Below are 18,905 nucleotides of genomic sequence, written 5' to 3'. Positions count from 1 at the left end.
GGCCGAAGCGCCGCAATTTCGCCACGATTCCCGCATGGCATGAGGACGCCGGCGAAAGACGGGGCGATCCGCATCAATCCCCGACGACGGACCGGTATTGTTGCGCCGCAAACCTGTCCTAATGTGCATATCCCGAGAAACGGGTGTCTCGAAAGAACCCCCGATTTCCTGAGAAAACGGCGGTGATGAAATCTTAAGAATAGGAAGGCTATACTTTGGAGACCTATCCTTTGGGCTAAGCCATTGGAGAAAAAGGGCATTTTCCGGAAGGGAGATCGCCCTGCCACGGAGATGCCGCAATTCGGGGAGATACAGATTACGTTGAGTTCGACCAGTGCCAGTTTCATCCCAGCGGAAGGATCCCCCCATGCCCGCCCATATCGCAGTGCAATCGACCCCCACCCCCGAGAGCGTTCATGCCATTTTCGGCGATGAGGTCCGTATCCGACTGGTGCTGCACGAGACGGCGGACGGTGCGCTGTCGCTCGGGTTGGAGATGGCAGAAGGCGAGGGTCAGGGCCTCGGGATCGCGGCGCTGGCGTTCGATTTCGCCGATCACGACCTTTTAGGACAGCTCAGCCTCGCCGGAACGCATCTGCGAAAGCAGAGCTTCGGCGCAGGCAAGGTGTACGGGGTGGGCCGTGGCGGTCGCGGTCATGATTGCGGCGCGCGTCTGGGCCGTGCGACCACGATCGGGGTGGCCGCCCCGCGCGAGACCCGACTGACGCTGGCCCATGACCGGATGACGCTGACGCTCGATGATCTCGCCAATTGCGCCTTTTCGCTGCAGCTCGTGCCGACGGCCGCCAACCATGTCCGCTGCGAGAGTTTCATCATCGAGGGCCGTTTCCCTACACGTCCCGCCTCGGGCCGGACGGCAGGGACCTCGGCGGACGGCTCGGTCTTTGGCGGCGTGCTCGACGAGATCCTGCCGCTGATGTCGCGGCTGACAGGCCGCCGGTCCAACGCCGCCTGAGGCGTCAGCGCCCCTCGAACCGGGGGGCGCGCTTTTCGATGAAGGCCACGACCCCCTCCTTGAAATCACGGCTGCGCCCGCAGACGCCCTGCAGGCGCGCCTCGAGGGCGAGCTGCGCCTCGAACCCGTTCTCGGGGCTGGCGCGCATCGCCTCGCGTAGCTGGCGGTAGGTTTCGGTCGGCCCCTGCGCCAGCTGCGCCGCCCGTGCCTGACAGCGCTCTTCGAAATCGGCCTCGGGCGCGGCTTCGTAGATCATGCCCCATTCGGCCGCCTGACGCGCGGGAATCCGGTCGGCAAAGAGCATCGCCCCCATCGCACGGGCCGATCCCACCTGCCGGGGCAACGTCCATGTCCCGCCCGCATCGGGGATGAGGCCGATCCGGGTGAAGGCTTGGGTGAAATGCGCGGCCTCCGAGGCGATCACCACGTCGCAGGCCAGCGCCAGGTTGGCCCCCGCCCCCGCCGCTGCGCCGTTCACCGCCGCAATGCTCGGCACCGGGAGGTCCCGCAGCGCCAGCAGCATCGGCACGTATTCGTCGCGCAGCACGCGTTCGAGATCGGTGGCGTTGGCGTTGCCTGTATCGCCCAGATCCTGACCCGAGCAGAAGGCCCGGCCCGCGCCGGTCAGCACCAGCACCCGCGCCGAAGCGTCGAGGTTGCGCAGCGCATGGGTGATCTCGGCCCGCATCTGGGTGTTGAGCGCGTTCATCACCGCCGGACGGTCGAGCGTGAGCCGCGCCACGCCCACATCCACCGCGAGACCGATCGTCTGGTAGTCCATCAAAGCTCTCCCCCTTGGTTCGCCGACGAGCCTACAGCGACGCGCCCACGAACCAAGCGCGACCGGGCGTCAGGGCTTCAGGATGTCCCTGAGCCGCGCCTCTTCGTCCTCGGTGAGGCGATCCTCGGGGCCGGAGGCGCGCCGCCGGATGGACACGAAGGCGACGCCGCCCGCGAGGATGAGCAGGCCGGGGGCCGCAAGCCACAGGATCAGGTTCGCGCCAGAGGCATCGGGTCTGAGCAGCACGTATTCGCCGTAGCGGTCGACCACGGCCTGCACGGCTTCTGCGTCGCTGTCGCCCGCCACCAGCCGCTCGCGCACCATGAGGCGCAGATCGCGGCTGACGCCGGCGTTGCTTTCGTCGATGCTCTCGTTGCGGCAAACCGGGCAGCGCAGACCGGCGCTGATGTCACGCGCGCGCGCCTCGAGCGCGGGATCGTCGAGCACCTCGTCGGGCTCCACCGCGAAGGCGGGTGCGGCCACGAGGGCGAGAAGGAGCGCGAGGCGTCTCATTCCGCCGCCACCGGCGCCGGGCTCGCGCGCCGGGCCCCCGCCGCCACGCGCATCCGTCGGTCCGACAGCGACACCACGCCGCCCAGCGCCATCAGGATCGAGCCGCCCCAGATCCATGCCGCCATCGGTTTGACATGGCTGCGCACGGCCCAGCCGCCGCCCTCCTGCGGATCGCCGATCACGACGTAGAGGTCGCGCCAGATGCCGCCATCGATCCCGGCCTCGGTCGTCGGCATGCCCGCCACCGGGTAGAACCGCTTTTCGGGATGCAGCGTCGCGATCTCGGCCCCGCTTGCGCGCAGGGTCATGTCGCCCATGGTGGTGACATAGTTCGGCCCGCGGGTCTCGCGCACCGCGTCGAGCGTGATCTCGTAGCGCCCGAGGCTCCAGCTGTCGCCGATCTCGGCGACGCGGATGTCCTCCTGCTGCCACGCCAGCAGCCCGGCGATGCCGATGATGGTGACACCGAGACCGCCATGCGCGAGGCCCCGGCCCCAATCGGCGCGCGGGAGGCGGCGCAGGCGGGCCAGACGGGCGCGCGTGGTGCCACGCCCGCTGCGCGACCACAGGTCGATCCCGGCACCGCCTATGACCCAGCCCCCGAGTGCCAAGCCGAGCGGCCCCAGCGCCGATCGCCCCGAGCCCAAGGCATAGCCGAGCAGCAGGAGCGCGCCTGCGAGCGCCGCGGCGGGCCAGAGCTGACGCAGCACCCGGACCCCGGTCGCGCGCTTCCACGCCAGCAACGTGCCGAATGGCAGCAGCAGCGCCAGCGCCACGAAGAACGGCGTGAAGGCCGCGTCGAAGAAGGGCGGTCCGACCGAGAGCACGCGCCCGAAGGCCATCTCGGCGACAAGCGGCCACAGCGTGCCGACGAAGACCACCATCGCCGCCACGGCGAGCAGCACGTTGTTGGCCACGAGCGCGCTTTCGCGGCTCACCAGACCGAACACACCCTTGGCCTCCATCGCATGGGCGCGGGCCGCATAGAGCGTCAGCGCGCCGCCGGTGAAGACGGCGAGGATCATCAGGATGAAGATGCCGCGCTCGGGGTCATTGGCAAAGGCGTGAACCGAAGTGAGCACGCCGGAGCGCACGATGAAGGTGCCGAGGAGCGAGAAGCTGAAGGCGAGGATCGCCAGCAGCACGGTCCAGCTTTTGAGCGCCTCGCGCTTTTCGGTAACGATGGCCGAGTGCAGCAGCGCCGCCGCCAGAAGCCATGGCATGAAGCTCGCATTCTCGACCGGGTCCCAGAACCAGAAGCCGCCCCAGCCCAGCTCGTAATAGGCCCACCACGAGCCCAGCGCGATGCCGACGGTGAGGAACAGCCACGCCGCCAGCGTCCATGGCCGAACCCAACGCGCCCATGCCGCATCCACCCGCCCCTCGATCAGCGCGGCGACCGCGAAGGAAAAGGACATCGAGAGGCCGACATAACCGAGATAGAGAAACGGCGGATGGAAGGCGAGGCCGGGGTCCTGCAGCAGCGGGTTCAGGTCTTGGCCGTCGAAGGGCGGCACCGCCATACGCAGGAACGGGTTCGAGGTGAAGAGCAGGAAGGCATAGAAGGCGACGCCGATCGAGGCCTGCACCGCCAGCACGCGAGCGCGCAGCCGCTCGGGCAGGTTGCCGCCGAACCATGCGGCGCTGGCGCCAAAGCCCGACAGGATCAGCAGCCACAAAAGCAGCGAGCCCTCGTGGTTGCCCCAGACGCCGCTCACTTTGTAGAGCATCGGTTTCAGCGAATGAGAGTTGGCCACCACCAGCGCCACCGAAAAATCCGAGGTGACGAAGGCCACCGTCAGCGCCCCGAAAGCGAAGGCGGTCAGCGCGAATTGCGCGGTAGCGGCGGGCTCGGCCACGCCCATCCAGCCGCGCCAGCCCTTCTGCGCGCCGATCAGCGGTACCACCATCTGCACAATGGCGGTCGCAAAGGCCAGAATCAGGGCGAAATGTCCAAGTTCGATCAACATGGACAAGGTTGTAACCGATCCGCCCGCCTCACGCTATCGCAAGCGCGGGACGGATCGTCGCTCCCGCGCCGGAAGGTGGTCACGCCTGCGTGCGCCGCCAATCCTCAAGCGCCGCGTTGACGTCGCCGGTGCCCGACGGTTGCGGCAGCGACCGTGGCAGAGGCGCGGCGATGGGTTCGGGGCCGGGAGCGGGCGGCGCGGCGGGCCGCAAAGCGCGCATCCGCACCAGCGCCTCGGCCATGTCGCGTTCGAAGCTCTGGCCATGCGCCTGCATCCGCGCCCCGAAATAGAAGCTGACGATCGCGCCCATCAGCCACCACAGCGGCTCGGGTACCAGGGCCAGCCCCTCCATCCGCGCCATGAACCAGACCGGATCGGCCATCGCCGCGCCGATGAGGCCAATCGTGCCGAAGGCCATTGCGGGACGCGGCAACCGGTTCAGCCCGTCGACGAAGCGGTCCCAGCCGCCGCGCCTTTCATGCGCCATCTCGGCGGCGAATTGCGCCAGCACATCCGCGCGATGCCCCGAGGCGCGTTCGGCCCCCGCTTCGGCGTTCTCGCGGAACGCCTCGACCGTCTCGACCACGACGTTGCGGCGCGCGCCGAACAGCGTGGCCACGATCCCCCCCGATCAGCCCCATGCCGCCACCCTTTCGCGATGTTGTGCGTCGGTGAGCCGGTATTTCGGTGAGATGAAACTCTCGGCGCGGGTGATCCATCCGCCCTTGCCGCCGTCGCGCCTGCGCGCGTATTTGCGGCTCGCCGGTCGGCGATCCGCGAGGTTGTAGTAATAGTTGCGCCGGGCGATGCCGTAGCGTCCGCCAGATGATCGGGCGCCGCCGCCTGTGCCCGCGCGGCCGCCGCGACGGTCTGGGGTCCGATGATGCCGTCGATCGCGACGGGAATGCGCATCGCCACCAGCAGGCGCTGCAGGATCTTGACCGCGTTGGCGCCGGAATTGACATACATGTCGAAGGCCGAGGCCCGCAGCCTTTCGGGCAGCGCGTCGATGCGCGGCCGCTTGTAGTAATGCTCGATGAATATATCGGTGGCCTGCGCCCGGCTCAGGCGCCTGAGATCGGCCGTGGTGATCCGGCCATCGCCATCGAGATCATAGCCCAGCCGCCGCAGCGTGCCGATGGTGACGCCCATGTTCGTCGCCCCGCCCGGATCGTCCGGGTCGTCGACATAGCCGCCCTCGCGCATGACGATCTCGGCCGCGATCTCTTCCACGCTCTTCATGTCTCACCCTCCGTAACCCCGGGGGAAAGAATGCCGAGAGACGGTTAATTCGACGCGGGCGCTGCGTTCGGTGCCTTGTAGACGCCCTGATCCTGCAGCGCGTCGATCACCTCTTTCGGCATGTAGCTCTCATCGTGCTTGGCGAGGATCTCGATCGCCTCGAACCGCTCACCGGTCCAGCGGCCCTGCCCCACCATGCCCTGTCCCTCTTCAAAGAGGTCGGGCAGGATGCCGGTATAGCTCACCGGGACCGAGGCCGCGCCGTCAGTGACCGAGAATGTCACCGTCTCGCCCTGCCCGCGCAAAAGCGTGCCCTCCTCGACCAGACCGCCGAGGCGGAACACCTCCGTGGGCGCGGGCGGCTCGGCCACGAGCTGCGCGGGCGAGCGGAAGAAATTGATGCCGTCGCGCATCGCATAGCCGATGATGCCGGTGGCCAGCACCAGCGCCACGCCGGCGAGCACGAGGATCTGGATCCTCCGGGTCTTCTTGAGGCCGCGCATCAGGGAAACACCGGGGCCAGCATCAGCCCCTCCGTCTCGGGCAGGCCGAGCATCAGGTTGGCGTTCTGCAGCGCCTGACCCGAGGAGCCCTTGCACAAATTGTCGAGCGTCGAGACGACGAGCGTGCGGCCCGAGACCCGGTCGCCCGCAACCCCCATATGGCAGAAGTTCGACCCCTGCACATGGCTCATCCCCGGCAGCTTGCCGAAGGGCAGCACGCGCAGGAACGGCTCGGCCTCGTAGCGCGATTGCAAAGCTGCATGAATGGCTTGCGGATCACCCTTGACGTAGCACGAGGCGAGGATGCCACGGTTCACCGGCACGAGATGCGGGGTGAAGAGGATGCGCACGTCGCGCCCTGCAATCCGGGAGAACTCCTGATCGAACTCGCCCAGATGCCGATGCGTGCCGCCTGCCGAATAGGCCAGAACATCCTCGCTCCGCTCGGCAAAGAGCATGTTCTCCTTGAGCGAGCGACCGGCCCCCGAGACACCGTTCTTGAGATCGCAGACGATGTCGTCGAGGTCGATCAGCCCCTTCTCGATCAGCGGGCGCAGCGCGAATTGCACGGTGGCGGCGTTGCAGCCGGTGCCCGCAACGAGCCGCGCGCCCGCGATTTCGTCGCGATAGAACTCGGTCAGGCCGTAGACCGCTTCGGCTTGCAGATCCATCGCGGCATGCGGCTTGCCGTACCATCTCTCGTATTCGCCATCGTTCCGGAGTCGGAAATCGGCCGAGAGGTCGACGATCTTCAGATCCTTCGGCAGATCCGCGATCACCGACTGGCTCATCGCATGCGGCAGCGCGCAAAAGGCGATGTCGATGGCCGAGAAGTCGATCTCGTCGATGGTACAAAGCCGGGGCAGTTCGAGATGGCCCAGATGCGGGAACACCTCACCCATCGCCATGCCGGCCTTGCGGTCGCCCGACAGTGCTGCGACCTCGATGCCGGGATGGGTGGCGATCAGGCGGACAAGCTCGGCGCCGGTATAGCCCGAGGCTCCGAGGATGGCGGCGGAATGGGTCATGTGGGGCTCCTTGCCGGAGAGGGAATGGGACGGACGCGGCGCTCAGGCCGGGATGAACTCGATCTTGCGGCGCAGGAACTGCGTGGCGCGGTTCGACACGTTTCTCGGGTTGCCGGTGGTCAGGAACAAGCTCTCGGTACCGGGGCCGACCATCTCGGGGCGACGGTCAAGGTAATCCGCGAGGCTCTCGGCCACGAGGCTGGCCTGGCTGAAGACACGCACATTGTCGCCCAGCGCGTCCTGGAATATCTCTTCCATCAGCGGGTAATGCGTGCAGCCGAGGATCGCAGCGTCGGGTTCGGGCATCTTGCGCTTGAGCGCATCGACATGGCTGCGCACCAGCGCCTCGGCGAGGATCAGGTCGCCCTCCTCGATCGCGTCGACCACGCCGCCGCAGGCCTGCGCCTCGACATCGACGCCGATGGCGCGGAAGGCCAGCTCGCGCTGGAACGCACGGCTGCGCACGGTGGCGGGGGTGGCAAAGAGCGCCACGTGCTTCACGCCGACCTCGCGCGGCGGGGAGTTGTCGCCCCAATGCCGCTCCGTCAGCGCCTCGATCAGCGGCACGAAGACGCCCAGGACCCGCTTGCCCTTGGGCACCCAGCCCTCCTGCATCCGGCGAAGTGCTGCGGCCGAGGCGGTGTTGCAGGCGAGGATCACCAGATCGCAGCCCGCATCGAACAGCCGCTCGGTCGCCTGCGTGGTCAGATCATAGATGTCGTCGGCGGTTCGCACGCCGTAGGGCGCGTGGGCGTTGTCGCCGAAATAGACGAGCGGCACCTGCGGCAGGCGCTTTTCGATCGCGCCCAGCACCGTGAGCCCGCCCAACCCGCTATCGAAGATCCCGACCGCCATCGCGCCACCTTGCTCATTTGCCTTGTAGGGCCCGAGACATACGAGGCTTTGCGGGGGAAATCCATCGGTGCTTTGGCGTGCCGCCTGCGACCGGGATGCGCCGAGCGGCGCGACGCCGCGTTTCGATGCGCGAACCGGTGAGAATTTCGGCAATTTTCATATTTTGCCGTTATGCTGCGCGCGGTCGGACTCGTCATGTCGCGAAATATCGTGCAGGCGCTTTGCAAGGACCACCTCCCGCCATAGATGGCGCGACGCAACGGACAAGTCAGGACGGGCAGACGATGGACTGGGACAAGCTGCGAATTTTTCATGCGGTGGCGGATGCGGGCAGCCTCACCCACGCGGGCGATTCGCTGCATCTGAGCCAGTCGGCGGTAAGTCGGCAGATCCGGTCGCTGGAGGAGCAGCTCAACACCACGCTGTTCCACCGCCACGCGCGCGGGCTGATCCTCACCGAGCAGGGCGAATTGCTGTTCGACGCGACCCGCGCCATGAACAAGCGGCTCGAGGCCGCCTCGGCGCGCATCCGCGACAGCGAGGAGGAGGTGTTCGGCGAGATCAAGATCACCACACCGATCGGCTTCGGAACGCTGTGGCTCGCGCCGCGCCTGCCCAAGCTCTACGAGCGCTATCCCGATCTCAAGATCGACCTGATCCTCGAGGAGCGCGTGCTCGACCTGCCGATGCGCGAGGCCGATGTCGCGATCCGCATGAAGGAGCCGAGCCAGGCCGACCTGATCCGCAAGCGGCTGATGAACGTGCGGATGCGGCTCTATGCGACGCAGGACTATCTCGACAAGAGAGGGGCCATCGACCGGGTCGAGGATTTCGAGAACCATCGCCTGATCTGCCAGAACCCGAGCTCGGCTCAGGTCGCGGCGGGGGCCACGATGGTACAGCAGCTTCTGGCCCACAACATTCCGTCCCTGCTTACCGTCAACAACTATTTCGGCGTGCTGCAGGCGGTGCTCAACAACCTCGGCGTCGGCGTGCTGCCCAACTATCTCAACGAGCATTTCCCAGGACTGGTGCGGGTGCTGCCCGATCATGAATCCGGCGAGGTCCCCGTGTTTCTCGCCTATCCCGAGGAACTGCGCCAATCCAAGCGCGTCGCCGCGTTCCGCGATTTCGTTCAGGAAGAGGTACAGGCGCATAGGCGCAAGCTCCGCGAACAGGTCGCGGATTAGGCGGGTTGCCTAAAAAACAGCCATGCGCATGACGCATGGCGGCCTTGACTGCAAGTCGGGGCATTTGAACTTGATCGTTCACTTCCTGCTATATATCTCGGCAATTGAAGCCGATGGTGCTTTGCGGCGCATCGCTTCATACCTCCCTGTTGGACTTGCCGGGCCATTGTGCCCGGCTTTTTTTTGGCCCGACACCGAAACGCTCTCGCGCTCACGGCCCTCTGCAAGGCGTCGGTGAAAGCCGAAGTCGCCTTGGTGGCCGGGCCCCCTGCCCTCGACGAAACGGTCGAAACCCGCTTTCCCCTGCGGCGTCCCGCTTGTATGACGCGCGCGACCAGCAGGAGAGCGCCCGCATGTCCGACCCCCAGATCACCGACGACCTCATCGCCGCGCACGGGCTCAAGCCCGACGAATACGCGCGCATCCTCGAGATCATCGGCCGTGCGCCGAGCTTTACCGAGCTTGGCATCTTTTCGGCGATGTGGAACGAGCACTGCTCCTACAAATCCTCGAAGAAATGGCTGCGCACTCTGCCGACCGAGGGACCGCAAGTGATCTGCGGCCCCGGCGAGAACGCGGGCGTGGTCGATATCGGCGACGGGCAGGCCGTGGTCTTCAAGATGGAGAGCCACAACCACCCGAGCTACATCGAACCCTATCAAGGTGCGGCGACCGGCGTGGGCGGCATCCTGCGCGACGTGTTCACCATGGGCGCGCGGCCTATCGCGGCGATGAACGCGCTGAGCTTCGGCAGCCTCGACCACCCCAAGACCCGCAGCCTCGTATCGGGCGTCGTCTCGGGCGTCGGCGGCTATGGCAACTGCTTCGGTGTGCCGAATGTCGGCGGCGAGGTGCGGTTCCACCCCAGCTACAACGGCAACTGCCTCGTCAACGCCTTTGCCGCCGGTCTCGCGGATGCGGATGCGATCTTCTATTCGGCCGCGAGCGGCGTCGGCATGCCGGTGGTTTATCTTGGCGCGAAAACGGGACGCGACGGCGTCGGCGGCGCGACCATGGCCTCGGCCGAGTTCGACGACACGATCGAGGACAAGCGTCCCACCGTGCAGGTCGGCGATCCCTTCACCGAAAAGCGGTTGATGGAAGCCTGCTTGGAGCTGATGGCCTCGGGCGCAGTGATCTCGATTCAGGACATGGGCGCCGCCGGTCTTACCTGTTCGGCGGTGGAGATGGGCGACAAGGGCAATCTTGGCATCCGGCTCGACCTCGACCGCGTGCCCTGCCGCGAGAAGGCGATGACCGCCTATGAAATGATGCTCTCGGAGAGCCAGGAGCGGATGCTCATGGTGCTGCGCCCCGAAAAGGAGACGCAGGCCCGCGCGATCTTCGATAAGTGGGACCTCGACTTCGCCATCGTCGGCGAGACGATCCCCGAGGACCGGTTCCTGATCATGCATGGCGACGAGGTGAAGGCCGACCTGCCGCTCAAGGCGCTGTCGGGCACTGCGCCGGAATACGACCGCCCTTGGGTCGAGACCCCGGCCCCGACGGCACTGGGTCCGGTCGATGAGATCGACGCGATCGAGGGGCTGCGCGCGCTGATCGGCTCGACCAACCACGCCCACAAGGCCTGGGTCTGGGAGCAGTACGATCACATGGTGATGGGCGACACGGCGCGCGCCCCGGGTGCGGGATCGGGACTGGTGCGGGTGCACGGCACCGACAAGACGCTGGCCTTCACCTCGGACGTGACGCCGCGCTACGTCTTTGCCAACCCCTATGAGGGTGGCAAGCAGGCGGTGGCCGAAGCGTGGCGCAACCTGATCGCCACGGGGGCCAAGCCGCTCGCCGCGACCGACAACCTGAACTTCGGCAACCCCGAAAAGCCCGAGATCATGGGTCAGCTCGTCGGCGCCATCAAGGGCATTGGCGAAGCCTGCGAAGCGCTCGACTTCCCGATCGTGTCGGGCAACGTCTCGCTCTACAACGAGACCGACGGCACCGGCATCCTGCCCACCCCCACCATCGGCGGCGTCGGGCTGATAGAAACCTCCGACCGCGCCATCGGCACCGAGCCCCGCGAGGGCGACGTGGCGCTGGTGCTGGGCACCACCGAGGGGCATCTGGGCCGCTCGGCGCTGCTGTGGGAGATGCTGGGCCGCGACGAGGGCGACGCCCCGCATGTCGATCTGGCGACCGAAAAGGCGCATGGCCTCTTCGTGCGCGACAATCACGCGGCGATCCGCGCCTGCACCGACCTTTCGGATGGTGGCCTCGCACTCGCCGCCTTCGAGATGGCCGAGGGAGCGGGGCTGGGTGTCGAGATCGGCGTCACCGGCACCGCCGCGCTCTTTGGCGAGGATCAGGGCCGCTACCTGATCGCCGCCGATGAGCAGAGCGCCGCCATGCTGGAGGCTGCCGCCGGCTCCGCCGGCCTGCCGCTGGCGCGGATCGGCCGCTTTGGCGGAACGAAAGTCAGCTTCGGTGGCGCCACCGCGCCGCTGGCCGAGCTGTCGAAGCTCTACCGCACCGCCTTCGAGAGCGCGCTGCACATCCCCGCGGCCGAGGCCGAGCTGGCGGTCTGAGGCGGCAGCGCCCCCTGCCCCGGCGGCGGCCTTGCGTGCCGCCGGGTCGCCGCCTACATCTGATGCGAAACACAAAGGCGAGGACGACCGACATGGCGATGAGCGCACAGGAAATCGAGGATCTGCTCCGCGAGACCTTTCCAGAGGCGAAGATCGTCATCACCGACCTTGCCGGAGACGGCAACCATTACGCCGCCGAAGTGATCGACGAGAGCTTTCGCGGCCAGAACCGGGTGCAGCAGCAGCGCGCCGTCTATGCAGCACTCAAGGGCCGTATGGACGGCCCCTCGGGTGATCTGCACGCGCTGGCGCTGACCACCAAGGCGCCCGACTGACCATTCCCCCGCAAAGGACACCGACCATGACCGCGCAGGACACCACCGACGCCAACGCCCGCATCGAGGAGCTCGTTACCTCGAACGACGTCGTGCTCTTCATGAAGGGCACCAAGACCATGCCGCAATGCGGCTTTTCGAGCCGCGTCGCCGGCGTGCTCAACTTCATGGGCCTCGAGTTTCGCGACGTGAACGTGCTTGAGGACAACGACATCCGTCAGGGCATCAAGGACTACTCCGAGTGGCCGACGATCCCGCAGCTCTACGTGAAGGGCGAATTCGTCGGCGGCTGCGACATCATCACCGAGATGACGCTCTCGGGCGAGCTGGACCAGCTTCTCGAAAAGAACGGCGTGACCTTCGACAAGGACGCCGCCGACAAGATCCGCGAAGCCAACAAGGGCTGATCCGCGGACCCTTGCGACGACAAAGGCCGTGCCTTCGGGCGCGGCCTTTTGCATGTGCCGAAGGGGGCGTCGTGCGCTCAGACGCCCGCCTTCTCGACCCTCTCGGCCAGCGCCTCGGCTCGCGCTGTCATCTCGGCAAGCATCTCGATCAGCCCGTGCGGGATCACCGGCACCTCGACCTCGACCTTATGCGGCTCGGTGCGCATCTTGTTTAGCGTGGCCTCCGTCTGGCTCAGCCGCCGTTCGACCTGCCCGACATAGCTCTCGGCCTGCCGCAGCCGATCCTCGAGCCCCGCCGCGCGGTCGGCCAGCATCAGCCCGGCCATCAGCAGCATCTTGCTCTCGGGCATGCGCCCGGCCTGGCTCGCCAGCCCGGAGGCCTCCTCGTCAAGCAGCTTGGCGGCGGCGGTGAGATAGGGCTCCTCGCCCGACTGGCAGGCGACGGTGAAGGCGCGCCCGCCGATGGTAACCTCGACCTGCGGCATCACTCGCGCTCCTCGACCAGCGGTTTCAGTTCGGACAGCACCGCGCCCAGCTCGGCCACCTCGGCGTCGCGCTCGGCGCGCAACGCCTCCAGCTCGGCAGCCATGGCGCGGTCGATCAGCTCGGGATCGGCCAGCTCAGCCTCCATCGCCTCGCGCAGCTCACCCGCCACCTCGCGCAGTTCGGCGTTGGAATGGCGCAGCGCCTGAAGCTGCCCGTCGAGCTCGGCCATCTGGGCGTTCTGCGCTTCGATTCGCGCCTCGAAGGCGGCGAGCCGGTTGTCCTGCTCCTCTCGCAGGGCCTTGAGCCGATCCTCGAGCTCGACATTCGCCTGCTGCTGCGCGTCGAGCTCGGCTCCGAGCGCGCCGTCATCGCCGCGCGGCCCGGCGTTCTCGATCCGGTCGAGCCCCTGGCCGATCCGGTCCAGCGCCGCGGAAAGGCGGCTCTCCAATTCGGTGATGTCGGTCATCGCGCCCCTGCCTGCCCTGCCCCGTCGCCGCCTCGGTCGGCCGGGGGGCCGTCCGAATCGCGCCGGGCTTCGGAAAACCTAGACCACGCCTCCGCGACCCGCAAACCGCGCCGCGCCAGACACATGGCTCCGCCCGTCCGCTTGAACTCGCCCGCGGCCCCTGTCAATACCATGCGCAACGAGGGGCCGCGGCCGCGCCCCCGATGCAAACCGGAGGTTACCCATGGACATCGCCGCCCTGCGCGACAAGCATCCCGAGCACTGGAGGAAGGCTGCGGCCATCCGCACCCTGACCCTCGACGCCGTTGCCGCCGCCAATTCGGGCCACTCCGGCATGCCGATGGGCATGGCCGACGTCGCGACCGTGCTGTTCGACAAGCATATGAAATTCGATCCCAAGGCGCCGACCTGGGCCGACCGCGACCGCTTCATTCTCTCGGTGGGCCACGGCTCGATGCTGCTCTACTCGGTGCTGCATCTGACCGGTTACGAGGAAGTGCCGCTCGAAGAGATCAAGAACTTCCGCCAGTGGGGCTCCAAGACCGCCGGTCACCCCGAGAGCGAGTATCTCGACGCCGTCGAGACCACCACCGGCCCGCTCGGCCAGGGCATCGCCAACTCGGTGGGCTTTGCCATCGCCGAAGAGATGCTGCGCGCGAAATACGGCCCCAAGATCATCGATCACTACACTTGGGTGATGGCCGGTGACGGCTGCCTCATGGAGGGCGTGAGCCAGGAGGCGATCGCGCTTGCGGGCATGCAGAAGCTCTCCAAGCTCGTCGTGTTCTTCGACGACAACGGCATCACCATCGACGGCAAGGTGTCGATCGCCGACATCACCGATCAGGCCAAGCGCTTCGAGGCCTCGGGCTGGCACGTGCAGTCGATCGACGGGCACGACCCCGAGGCAATCGACGCGGCCATCGAGGCCGCCAAGGCCGACCCGCGCCCCTCGATGATCGCCTGCAAGACGCATATCGCGCTCGGCTCCTCGGCGCAGGACACCGCCAAGGGCCACGGCGCGCTGACCGATGAGAAGCTGATCGCCGACACCAAGGCCGCCTATGGCTGGGAGCACGGCGCCTTCGAGATCCCCGGCGACGTCAAGGCGCAGTGGGAGGCGATGGGCGCGCGCGGCGCCAAGGCGCATGACGAGTGGCGCGAGCGTTTCGACGCGCTCTCCGAGCGCAAGCGCATGGAATTCGAGCGCGCCTTCGCCGGCGAAGCGCCCAAGGCGCTGGCCGCCAAGATCCGCGCCTTCAAGAAGGAGACCGTGGAGAACGCCAAATCGGTCGCCTCGCGCAAATCCTCCGAGATGGTGCTCAACGTCGTCAACGGCGTGATGACCGAGACCGTGGGCGGTTCGGCCGACCTGACGGGCTCGAACAACACCCGTTCGGGCGACATGGAGGTATTCTCGCCGGAGAACCGCTCGGGCCGCTATATCCATTACGGCATCCGCGAGCATGGCATGGCCGCGGCGATGAACGGCATCGCGCTGCATGGCGGTCTGCGCCCATACGGCGGCACCTTCATGGCCTTCACCGACTATGCGCGCGGCGCGATGCGCCTCTCGGCGCTGATGCATCAGCCGGTGGTCTACGTGATGACGCATGACAGCATCGGTCTGGGCGAGGACGGCCCGACCCACCAGCCGGTCGAACACCTGTCGATGCTGCGTGCGACGCCGAACACCTACGTGTTCCGTCCCGCCGACACCGTCGAGACCGCCGAGGCGTGGGAGATCGCGCTGTCGACCTCCGACCGCCCCTCGGTGCTGGCGCTGAGCCGCCAGAACCTGATGCCGGTCCGCGACGAGCACAAGTCGAAGAACCTCACCGAGCAGGGCGCCTACGTGCTGCGCGAAGCGGGCGAGAAGCGCCGCGCGATCCTCATGGCCTCGGGCTCCGAGGTCGAGATCGCGATCAAGGCGCGCGACATCCTCGAGGCCGAGGGCATCGGCACCCGCGTCGTCTCCGTGCCTTGCATGGAGCTTTTCGCCGCGCAGGACGAGAGCTACCGCAAGCGCGTGCTGCCCGCGGGCCCGGTCCGCGTGGCAGTCGAGGCCGGCGTGCGCCAGAGCTGGGACCGGCTGCTTTTGGGCGAGCGCGGCCGCGAGCCCAAGGCGGGCTTCGTCGGCATGGAGGGGTTCGGCGCATCCGCTCCGGCCGAGACGCTCTACGAGAAGTTCGGCATCACCGCCGAGGCCGTGGCCGCGAAGGTGAAATCGCTGCTCTGAGCGGGCGTCGTTTCGAGAACAAGGGGGCGGTCTTCGGGCCGCCCCTTTTGCATGCGGCCTTGGCAGATCGCGCTTCGGCGATCGGCGCGATTTCGTGTTATGCTGCGGCCCGGCGGGACCCTCTCGTCAGGGAGTACGATCATGGCCGAGGTCCCCCGCTTCTTCACCGGCGACATTCCCCGTCATTACGACGAGGGCCTCGGGCCATGGATCTTCGCGGATGCCGCCAGCGACCTTGCCCGCCGCGCCGCCGCGCTGGCGCCCGCCTCGGTATTGGAGAGCGCCGCCGGCACCGGCATCCTGAGCCGCCGCCTGCGCGACGCCCTTCCCGCCTCGGCCCGCCTCGTCGTCACCGACCTCAGCCCGGCGATGCTCGATGTGGCACGGGCCAAATTCGCTGCGGACGAAGCGGTCGACGTCGCGCAGGCAGACGCCATGTCCCTGCCCTTTCCCGGGGCGAGCTTCAATCTTGTGGTCTGCCAGTTCGGGGTGATGTTCTTTCCCGACAAGGTAGACGCCTTTCGCGAGGCCGCGCGGGTGCTGCGGCCCGGTGGGCATCTGTTGTTCAACAGCTGGGCTTTGATGCGCGACAATGCCTTCGCGCAGGTCGCCCAAGCGGTCTCGGAGCAGGTGTTGCCCGAAGATCCGCCCGGCTTTTACACGTACCCTTTTTCCTATGGCGATCCGGCGCAGGCGCTGTCGGATTTGTCGCAGGCGGGCCTTGTCGCGGGACACGCGGAGCTCTGCCTGCGCCGCGAGATCACCGACCCTGAGGGGTTCGCGCGCGGTCTCGTCCACGGCAACCCGATCATCGCCGAGCTGGCCGAGCGCGGCATCGCCCCCGACACCGTCGTCTCCGCGATGCGCGAGGAGCTGGAGGCACGCCTCGGCACGCCGCCGGTGCTCGACCTCAAGGCGCATGTGTTCACGGCGCGCAAGCCCGAGATCGCCCGAGAGAGCGCCTAGTCGAGCCGCACCGCGATCCGCCCCGCCCCCGCGACGGCCAGTGCGAGGCAGCCGCCCGCGATGGCCCAGTTCTTGACGAAGATCGTCATCTGCCACGGGTCCCCCGGCAAGAAATGGAACGCGGAGGTGACGACGCAATAAAGCGCCAGCGACAGCGCCAGCGGCCGCACCGCCACGCCGAAGGCCAGCGCCAGACCGGCGGCGGCATTGTAGGCCAGCGCGGGCCAGACAAGCAGGCCCGGCAGGTGCCACCCGCTCAGCAGCCCGATCACCTGCTGGGGGTCGAAGGCCTTTTGCAGCGCGCCGCCGACAAACAGCGCGGCGATCAGGAGGCGACCAAGCAGCAACAGCCAGTCGTCGGCGCGCAGTCGCGACACCGTTACCGCCTGCGCATCGGGGATCTTGCGGTCTAGGCTGGCCTGCATGAGCACCTCCTTCGCCCTCGCCCTGTTCGCGGCCATTCTAGCCGCCCTTGTCGCCGATCACTACTGGTTCGAGGGTCAGGTTTCGCTCACTCTTGGCCGCGCGGGGCTCGATCTGTTGCGCTGGCTCGCCGTTTGGCGCTAACGGCAGCGCTCACGCCCGGCCTTGGCGGCGATCTTTGGTTGACGCCGGGCCACAAATGCCGATCTTGGCGCCGAACCCAAGCCCGGCAATTCCCGAGGAGACCCCCATGGCTGTCAAGGTAGCAATCAACGGCTTCGGCCGCATCGGGCGCAACGTCCTGCGCGGCATCATCGAATCCGGCCGCACCGACATCGAGGTCGTGGCCATCAACGACCTCGGCCCTGTCGAGACCAACGCCCACCTGCTGCGCTATGACAGCGTGCATGGCCGTTTCCCGCACGAGGTGAAGACCACCGAGGACACGATCGACGTCGGCCGCGGCCCGATCCGCGTCACCGCGATCCGCGACCCCAAGGAGCTGCCCTGGTCGGACGTCGACGTCGCGCTCGAATGCACCGGCATCTTCGTGAGCCACGAGAAGGCCGCGATGCATCTCGAGAACGGCTCCAAGCGCGTGCTCGTCTCCGCGCCCTGCTCAGGCGCCGAGAAGACCATCGTCTACGGCGTCAACCACGAGACGCTGGTGCCCGAGGACAAGGTGATCTCGAACGCGTCGTGCACCACCAACTGCCTCGCGCCGGTGGCCAAGGTCCTCAACGACGCCATCGGCATCGACAAGGGCTTCATGACGACGATCCACAGCTATACCGGCGACCAGCCGACGCTGGACACGATGCACAAGGATCTCTACCGCGCCCGCGCCGCGGCGCTGTCGATGATCCCGACCTCGACCGGTGCCGCCAAGGCGGTGGGCCTCGCCCTGCCCGAGCTCAACGGCAAGCTCGACGGCGTCGCGATCCGCGTCCCCACCCCGAACGTCTCGGTCGTGGACCTGACCTTCGTCGCGTCGCGCGAAACCAGCGTTGAGGAGATCAACGACCTGATCCGCAAGGCTGCCGGCGAAGGCCCGCTCAAGGGCATCCTCGGCTTCACCGACGACCAGCTGGTCAGCTCGGACTTCAACCACGACCCGCATTCCTCGGTGTTCCACACCGATCAGACCAAGGTCATGGACGGCACGATGTGCCGCATCCTGACGTGGTACGACAACGAGTGGGGCTTCTCCAACCGCATGGCCGACACCGCCGTTGCGATGGGCAAGCTGGGCTGATCGCCCGCCCTTGCCCCGATGCGAAAGGCCGCCCCTTGGGGCGGCCTTTATTCATTGGCAAAGTCGGAACCCGCCGCGCCGCGATTTCACGTCGAGATGCAGGTGGTCGGCATGGGCCGCGTCCGATCCCGGCCCGAGCACGGTGGTGAACTCCAGACAGGCGCTGGCGCGCACGGCGTCCTGAAACGCCTCGGCCATGGTGCCCTCGCGCTCGCGCGGTTCGACCGCGACATCCGCGCCATCAGCAAAGCCGAAGGCCATGATATCCACCGCGTTGCCGAAGGCATGTTCGGACATGGTGTCGGAATCCGAACTGCGGCCGCGACAGTTATAGACCGTGCCTAGCCGGATTTCGGTCAACGCGCCGCGCCCGAGCCTCTCGGCGGCGGGCTGGCCGAAATCGCGGGTCCAGCGCGCCAGCGCCAGCGCCGTCTCGCAGCGCATCGGCGCAGGCGGGGTCAGGGCCACATCGGGCAGAACTTCGCTGAGCGTCACCGGATGCACGATGCCGCAATCGGCGACATCGGGATCGTCGACCGCGGCCCCGGTTTCATAGACCGCTCCCAGCGCGTCCAGCTCCGCCATGCAGGCCGTGCGCGCGGCCTCGGTCGCGGCCAGACGCTCGGGCATCGGCGGCACCTCGTCGCGGGCCAGCCCAGCCTCCGGGATGTCGGTCTCGGTCTTGGTCTCGGTCTCGGTCTCGGTCTCGGTCCCGGTCCCGGTCCCG

20 protein-coding genes and 1 pseudogene are annotated in these 18,905 nt (G+C 67.4%); 9 read left to right on the top strand and 12 right to left on the bottom strand.

What is annotated here, in order from left to right:
• Window positions 1-367: 367 nt before the first annotated feature.
• Complete coding sequence (locus MBELCI_RS19210; RefSeq protein ID WP_021693505.1) at window positions 368-976, top strand: hypothetical protein; 609 nt, start codon at window positions 368-370, stop codon at window positions 974-976.
• Between the two features lie 4 nt (window positions 977-980).
• Here the strand turns inward: MBELCI_RS19210 and MBELCI_RS07135 are convergent, their stop codons facing one another.
• From MBELCI_RS07135 to MBELCI_RS07100, 8 genes and pseudogenes are all read right to left on the bottom strand, one after another.
• Window positions 981-1,757, bottom strand: a complete 777-nt coding sequence (locus tag MBELCI_RS07135) for an enoyl-CoA hydratase-related protein (RefSeq protein ID WP_021693504.1) — start codon at window positions 1,755-1,757, stop codon at window positions 981-983.
• A 69-nt stretch (window positions 1,758-1,826) separates the two neighbouring features.
• Window positions 1,827-2,270 (bottom strand): cytochrome c-type biogenesis protein, encoded by a 444-nt coding sequence (locus MBELCI_RS07130; RefSeq protein WP_021693503.1) that lies wholly within the window; start codon window positions 2,268-2,270, stop codon window positions 1,827-1,829.
• On the bottom strand, window positions 2,267-4,240 hold the full coding sequence (locus MBELCI_RS07125) for a heme lyase CcmF/NrfE family subunit (RefSeq protein ID WP_021693502.1): 1,974 nt from the start codon (window positions 4,238-4,240) through the stop codon (window positions 2,267-2,269). The genes MBELCI_RS07130 and MBELCI_RS07125 overlap by 4 nt, the downstream gene beginning before the upstream one ends.
• Window positions 4,241-4,319: 79 nt before the next feature.
• A complete protein-coding gene (locus MBELCI_RS07120) occupies window positions 4,320-4,859 on the bottom strand; it encodes a holin family protein (RefSeq protein ID WP_235047586.1) in 540 nt (179 codons plus the stop codon).
• A gap of 185 nt (window positions 4,860-5,044) precedes the next feature.
• A pseudogene (locus tag MBELCI_RS07115) lies at window positions 5,045-5,446 on the bottom strand (glycosyl hydrolase 108 family protein); the annotation flags it as partial.
• 80 nt (window positions 5,447-5,526) lie between these two features.
• Window positions 5,527-5,985, bottom strand: coding sequence for a cytochrome c maturation protein CcmE (gene ccmE, locus MBELCI_RS07110; RefSeq protein WP_021693499.1), 459 nt, complete (start codon window positions 5,983-5,985; stop codon window positions 5,527-5,529).
• Window positions 5,985-7,013, bottom strand: a complete 1,029-nt coding sequence (gene argC, locus MBELCI_RS07105; RefSeq protein ID WP_021693498.1) for an N-acetyl-gamma-glutamyl-phosphate reductase — start codon at window positions 7,011-7,013, stop codon at window positions 5,985-5,987. Before argC ends, ccmE begins: the two co-directional genes overlap by 1 nt.
• 42 nt (window positions 7,014-7,055) lie before the next feature.
• Window positions 7,056-7,868 carry a glutamate racemase gene (locus MBELCI_RS07100; RefSeq protein WP_021693497.1) on the bottom strand — a complete coding sequence of 271 codons (813 nt, stop codon included), beginning with the start codon at window positions 7,866-7,868 and terminating at the stop codon, window positions 7,056-7,058.
• Window positions 7,869-8,152: 284 nt separating this feature from the next.
• Here MBELCI_RS07100 and MBELCI_RS07095 point away from each other — a divergent pair, with 284 nt between their 5' ends.
• From MBELCI_RS07095 to grxD, 4 genes are all read left to right on the top strand, one after another.
• Window positions 8,153-9,058: a LysR family transcriptional regulator gene (locus MBELCI_RS07095; protein WP_021693495.1), complete on the top strand. Its 906-nt coding sequence runs from the start codon at window positions 8,153-8,155 to the stop codon at window positions 9,056-9,058.
• A gap of 353 nt (window positions 9,059-9,411) precedes the next feature.
• Complete coding sequence (purL, locus tag MBELCI_RS07090; protein WP_045319813.1) at window positions 9,412-11,601, top strand: phosphoribosylformylglycinamidine synthase subunit PurL; 2,190 nt, start codon at window positions 9,412-9,414, stop codon at window positions 11,599-11,601.
• A gap of 92 nt (window positions 11,602-11,693) precedes the next feature.
• Window positions 11,694-11,936 carry a BolA/IbaG family iron-sulfur metabolism protein gene (locus MBELCI_RS07085; protein ID WP_021693492.1) on the top strand — a complete coding sequence of 81 codons (243 nt, stop codon included), beginning with the start codon at window positions 11,694-11,696 and terminating at the stop codon, window positions 11,934-11,936.
• A 26-nt stretch (window positions 11,937-11,962) separates the two neighbouring features.
• Window positions 11,963-12,343 carry a Grx4 family monothiol glutaredoxin gene (gene grxD, locus MBELCI_RS07080; protein ID WP_021693491.1) on the top strand — a complete coding sequence of 127 codons (381 nt, stop codon included), beginning with the start codon at window positions 11,963-11,965 and terminating at the stop codon, window positions 12,341-12,343.
• 77 nt (window positions 12,344-12,420) lie between these two features.
• Here grxD and MBELCI_RS07075 read toward each other — a convergent pair whose 3' ends face one another.
• Both MBELCI_RS07075 and MBELCI_RS07070 read right to left on the bottom strand, forming a co-directional pair.
• Entirely contained in the window at window positions 12,421-12,828 is a 408-nt protein-coding gene (locus MBELCI_RS07075) for a cell division protein ZapA (RefSeq protein WP_021693490.1), read from the bottom strand.
• Window positions 12,828-13,295: a hypothetical protein gene (locus MBELCI_RS07070; protein WP_021693489.1), complete on the bottom strand. Its 468-nt coding sequence runs from the start codon at window positions 13,293-13,295 to the stop codon at window positions 12,828-12,830. Before MBELCI_RS07070 ends, MBELCI_RS07075 begins: the two co-directional genes overlap by 1 nt.
• Window positions 13,296-13,518: 223 nt before the next feature.
• Between MBELCI_RS07070 and tkt the strand changes: the two genes are divergently transcribed.
• Both tkt and MBELCI_RS07060 read left to right on the top strand, forming a co-directional pair.
• Complete coding sequence (gene tkt, locus MBELCI_RS07065; protein ID WP_021693488.1) at window positions 13,519-15,534, top strand: transketolase; 2,016 nt, start codon at window positions 13,519-13,521, stop codon at window positions 15,532-15,534.
• Window positions 15,535-15,675: 141 nt separating this feature from the next.
• Window positions 15,676-16,500 (top strand): class I SAM-dependent methyltransferase, encoded by an 825-nt coding sequence (locus MBELCI_RS07060; protein ID WP_021693487.1) that lies wholly within the window; start codon window positions 15,676-15,678, stop codon window positions 16,498-16,500.
• Here the strand turns inward: MBELCI_RS07060 and MBELCI_RS07055 are convergent.
• A complete protein-coding gene (locus MBELCI_RS07055; protein ID WP_021693486.1) occupies window positions 16,497-16,925 on the bottom strand; it encodes a DoxX family protein in 429 nt (142 codons plus the stop codon). The genes MBELCI_RS07060 and MBELCI_RS07055 overlap by 4 nt on opposite strands.
• Between MBELCI_RS07055 and MBELCI_RS20970 the strand changes: the two genes are divergently transcribed.
• Window positions 16,924-17,067 (top strand): hypothetical protein, encoded by a 144-nt coding sequence (locus tag MBELCI_RS20970; RefSeq protein WP_021693485.1) that lies wholly within the window; start codon window positions 16,924-16,926, stop codon window positions 17,065-17,067. The two genes, MBELCI_RS07055 and MBELCI_RS20970, sit on opposite strands and share 2 nt — an antisense overlap.
• A gap of 106 nt (window positions 17,068-17,173) precedes the next feature.
• Window positions 17,174-18,178, top strand: a complete 1,005-nt coding sequence (gap, locus tag MBELCI_RS07050; protein ID WP_021693484.1) for a type I glyceraldehyde-3-phosphate dehydrogenase — start codon at window positions 17,174-17,176, stop codon at window positions 18,176-18,178.
• 51 nt (window positions 18,179-18,229) lie between these two features.
• Here the strand turns inward: gap and MBELCI_RS07045 are convergent.
• Window positions 18,230-18,905, bottom strand: a 676-nt coding sequence (locus tag MBELCI_RS07045) for an extensin-like domain-containing protein (protein WP_045319812.1), incomplete at its 5' end; no start/stop codon positions are given.

Origin of the sequence: Limimaricola cinnabarinus LL-001, assembly GCF_000466965.1 — a bacterium.
Lineage (GTDB): Bacteria > Pseudomonadota > Alphaproteobacteria > Rhodobacterales > Rhodobacteraceae > Limimaricola > Limimaricola cinnabarinus.
Note: the sequence above shows the minus strand (reverse complement) of the source record. Positions and strands in the feature narration are given on the sequence as shown.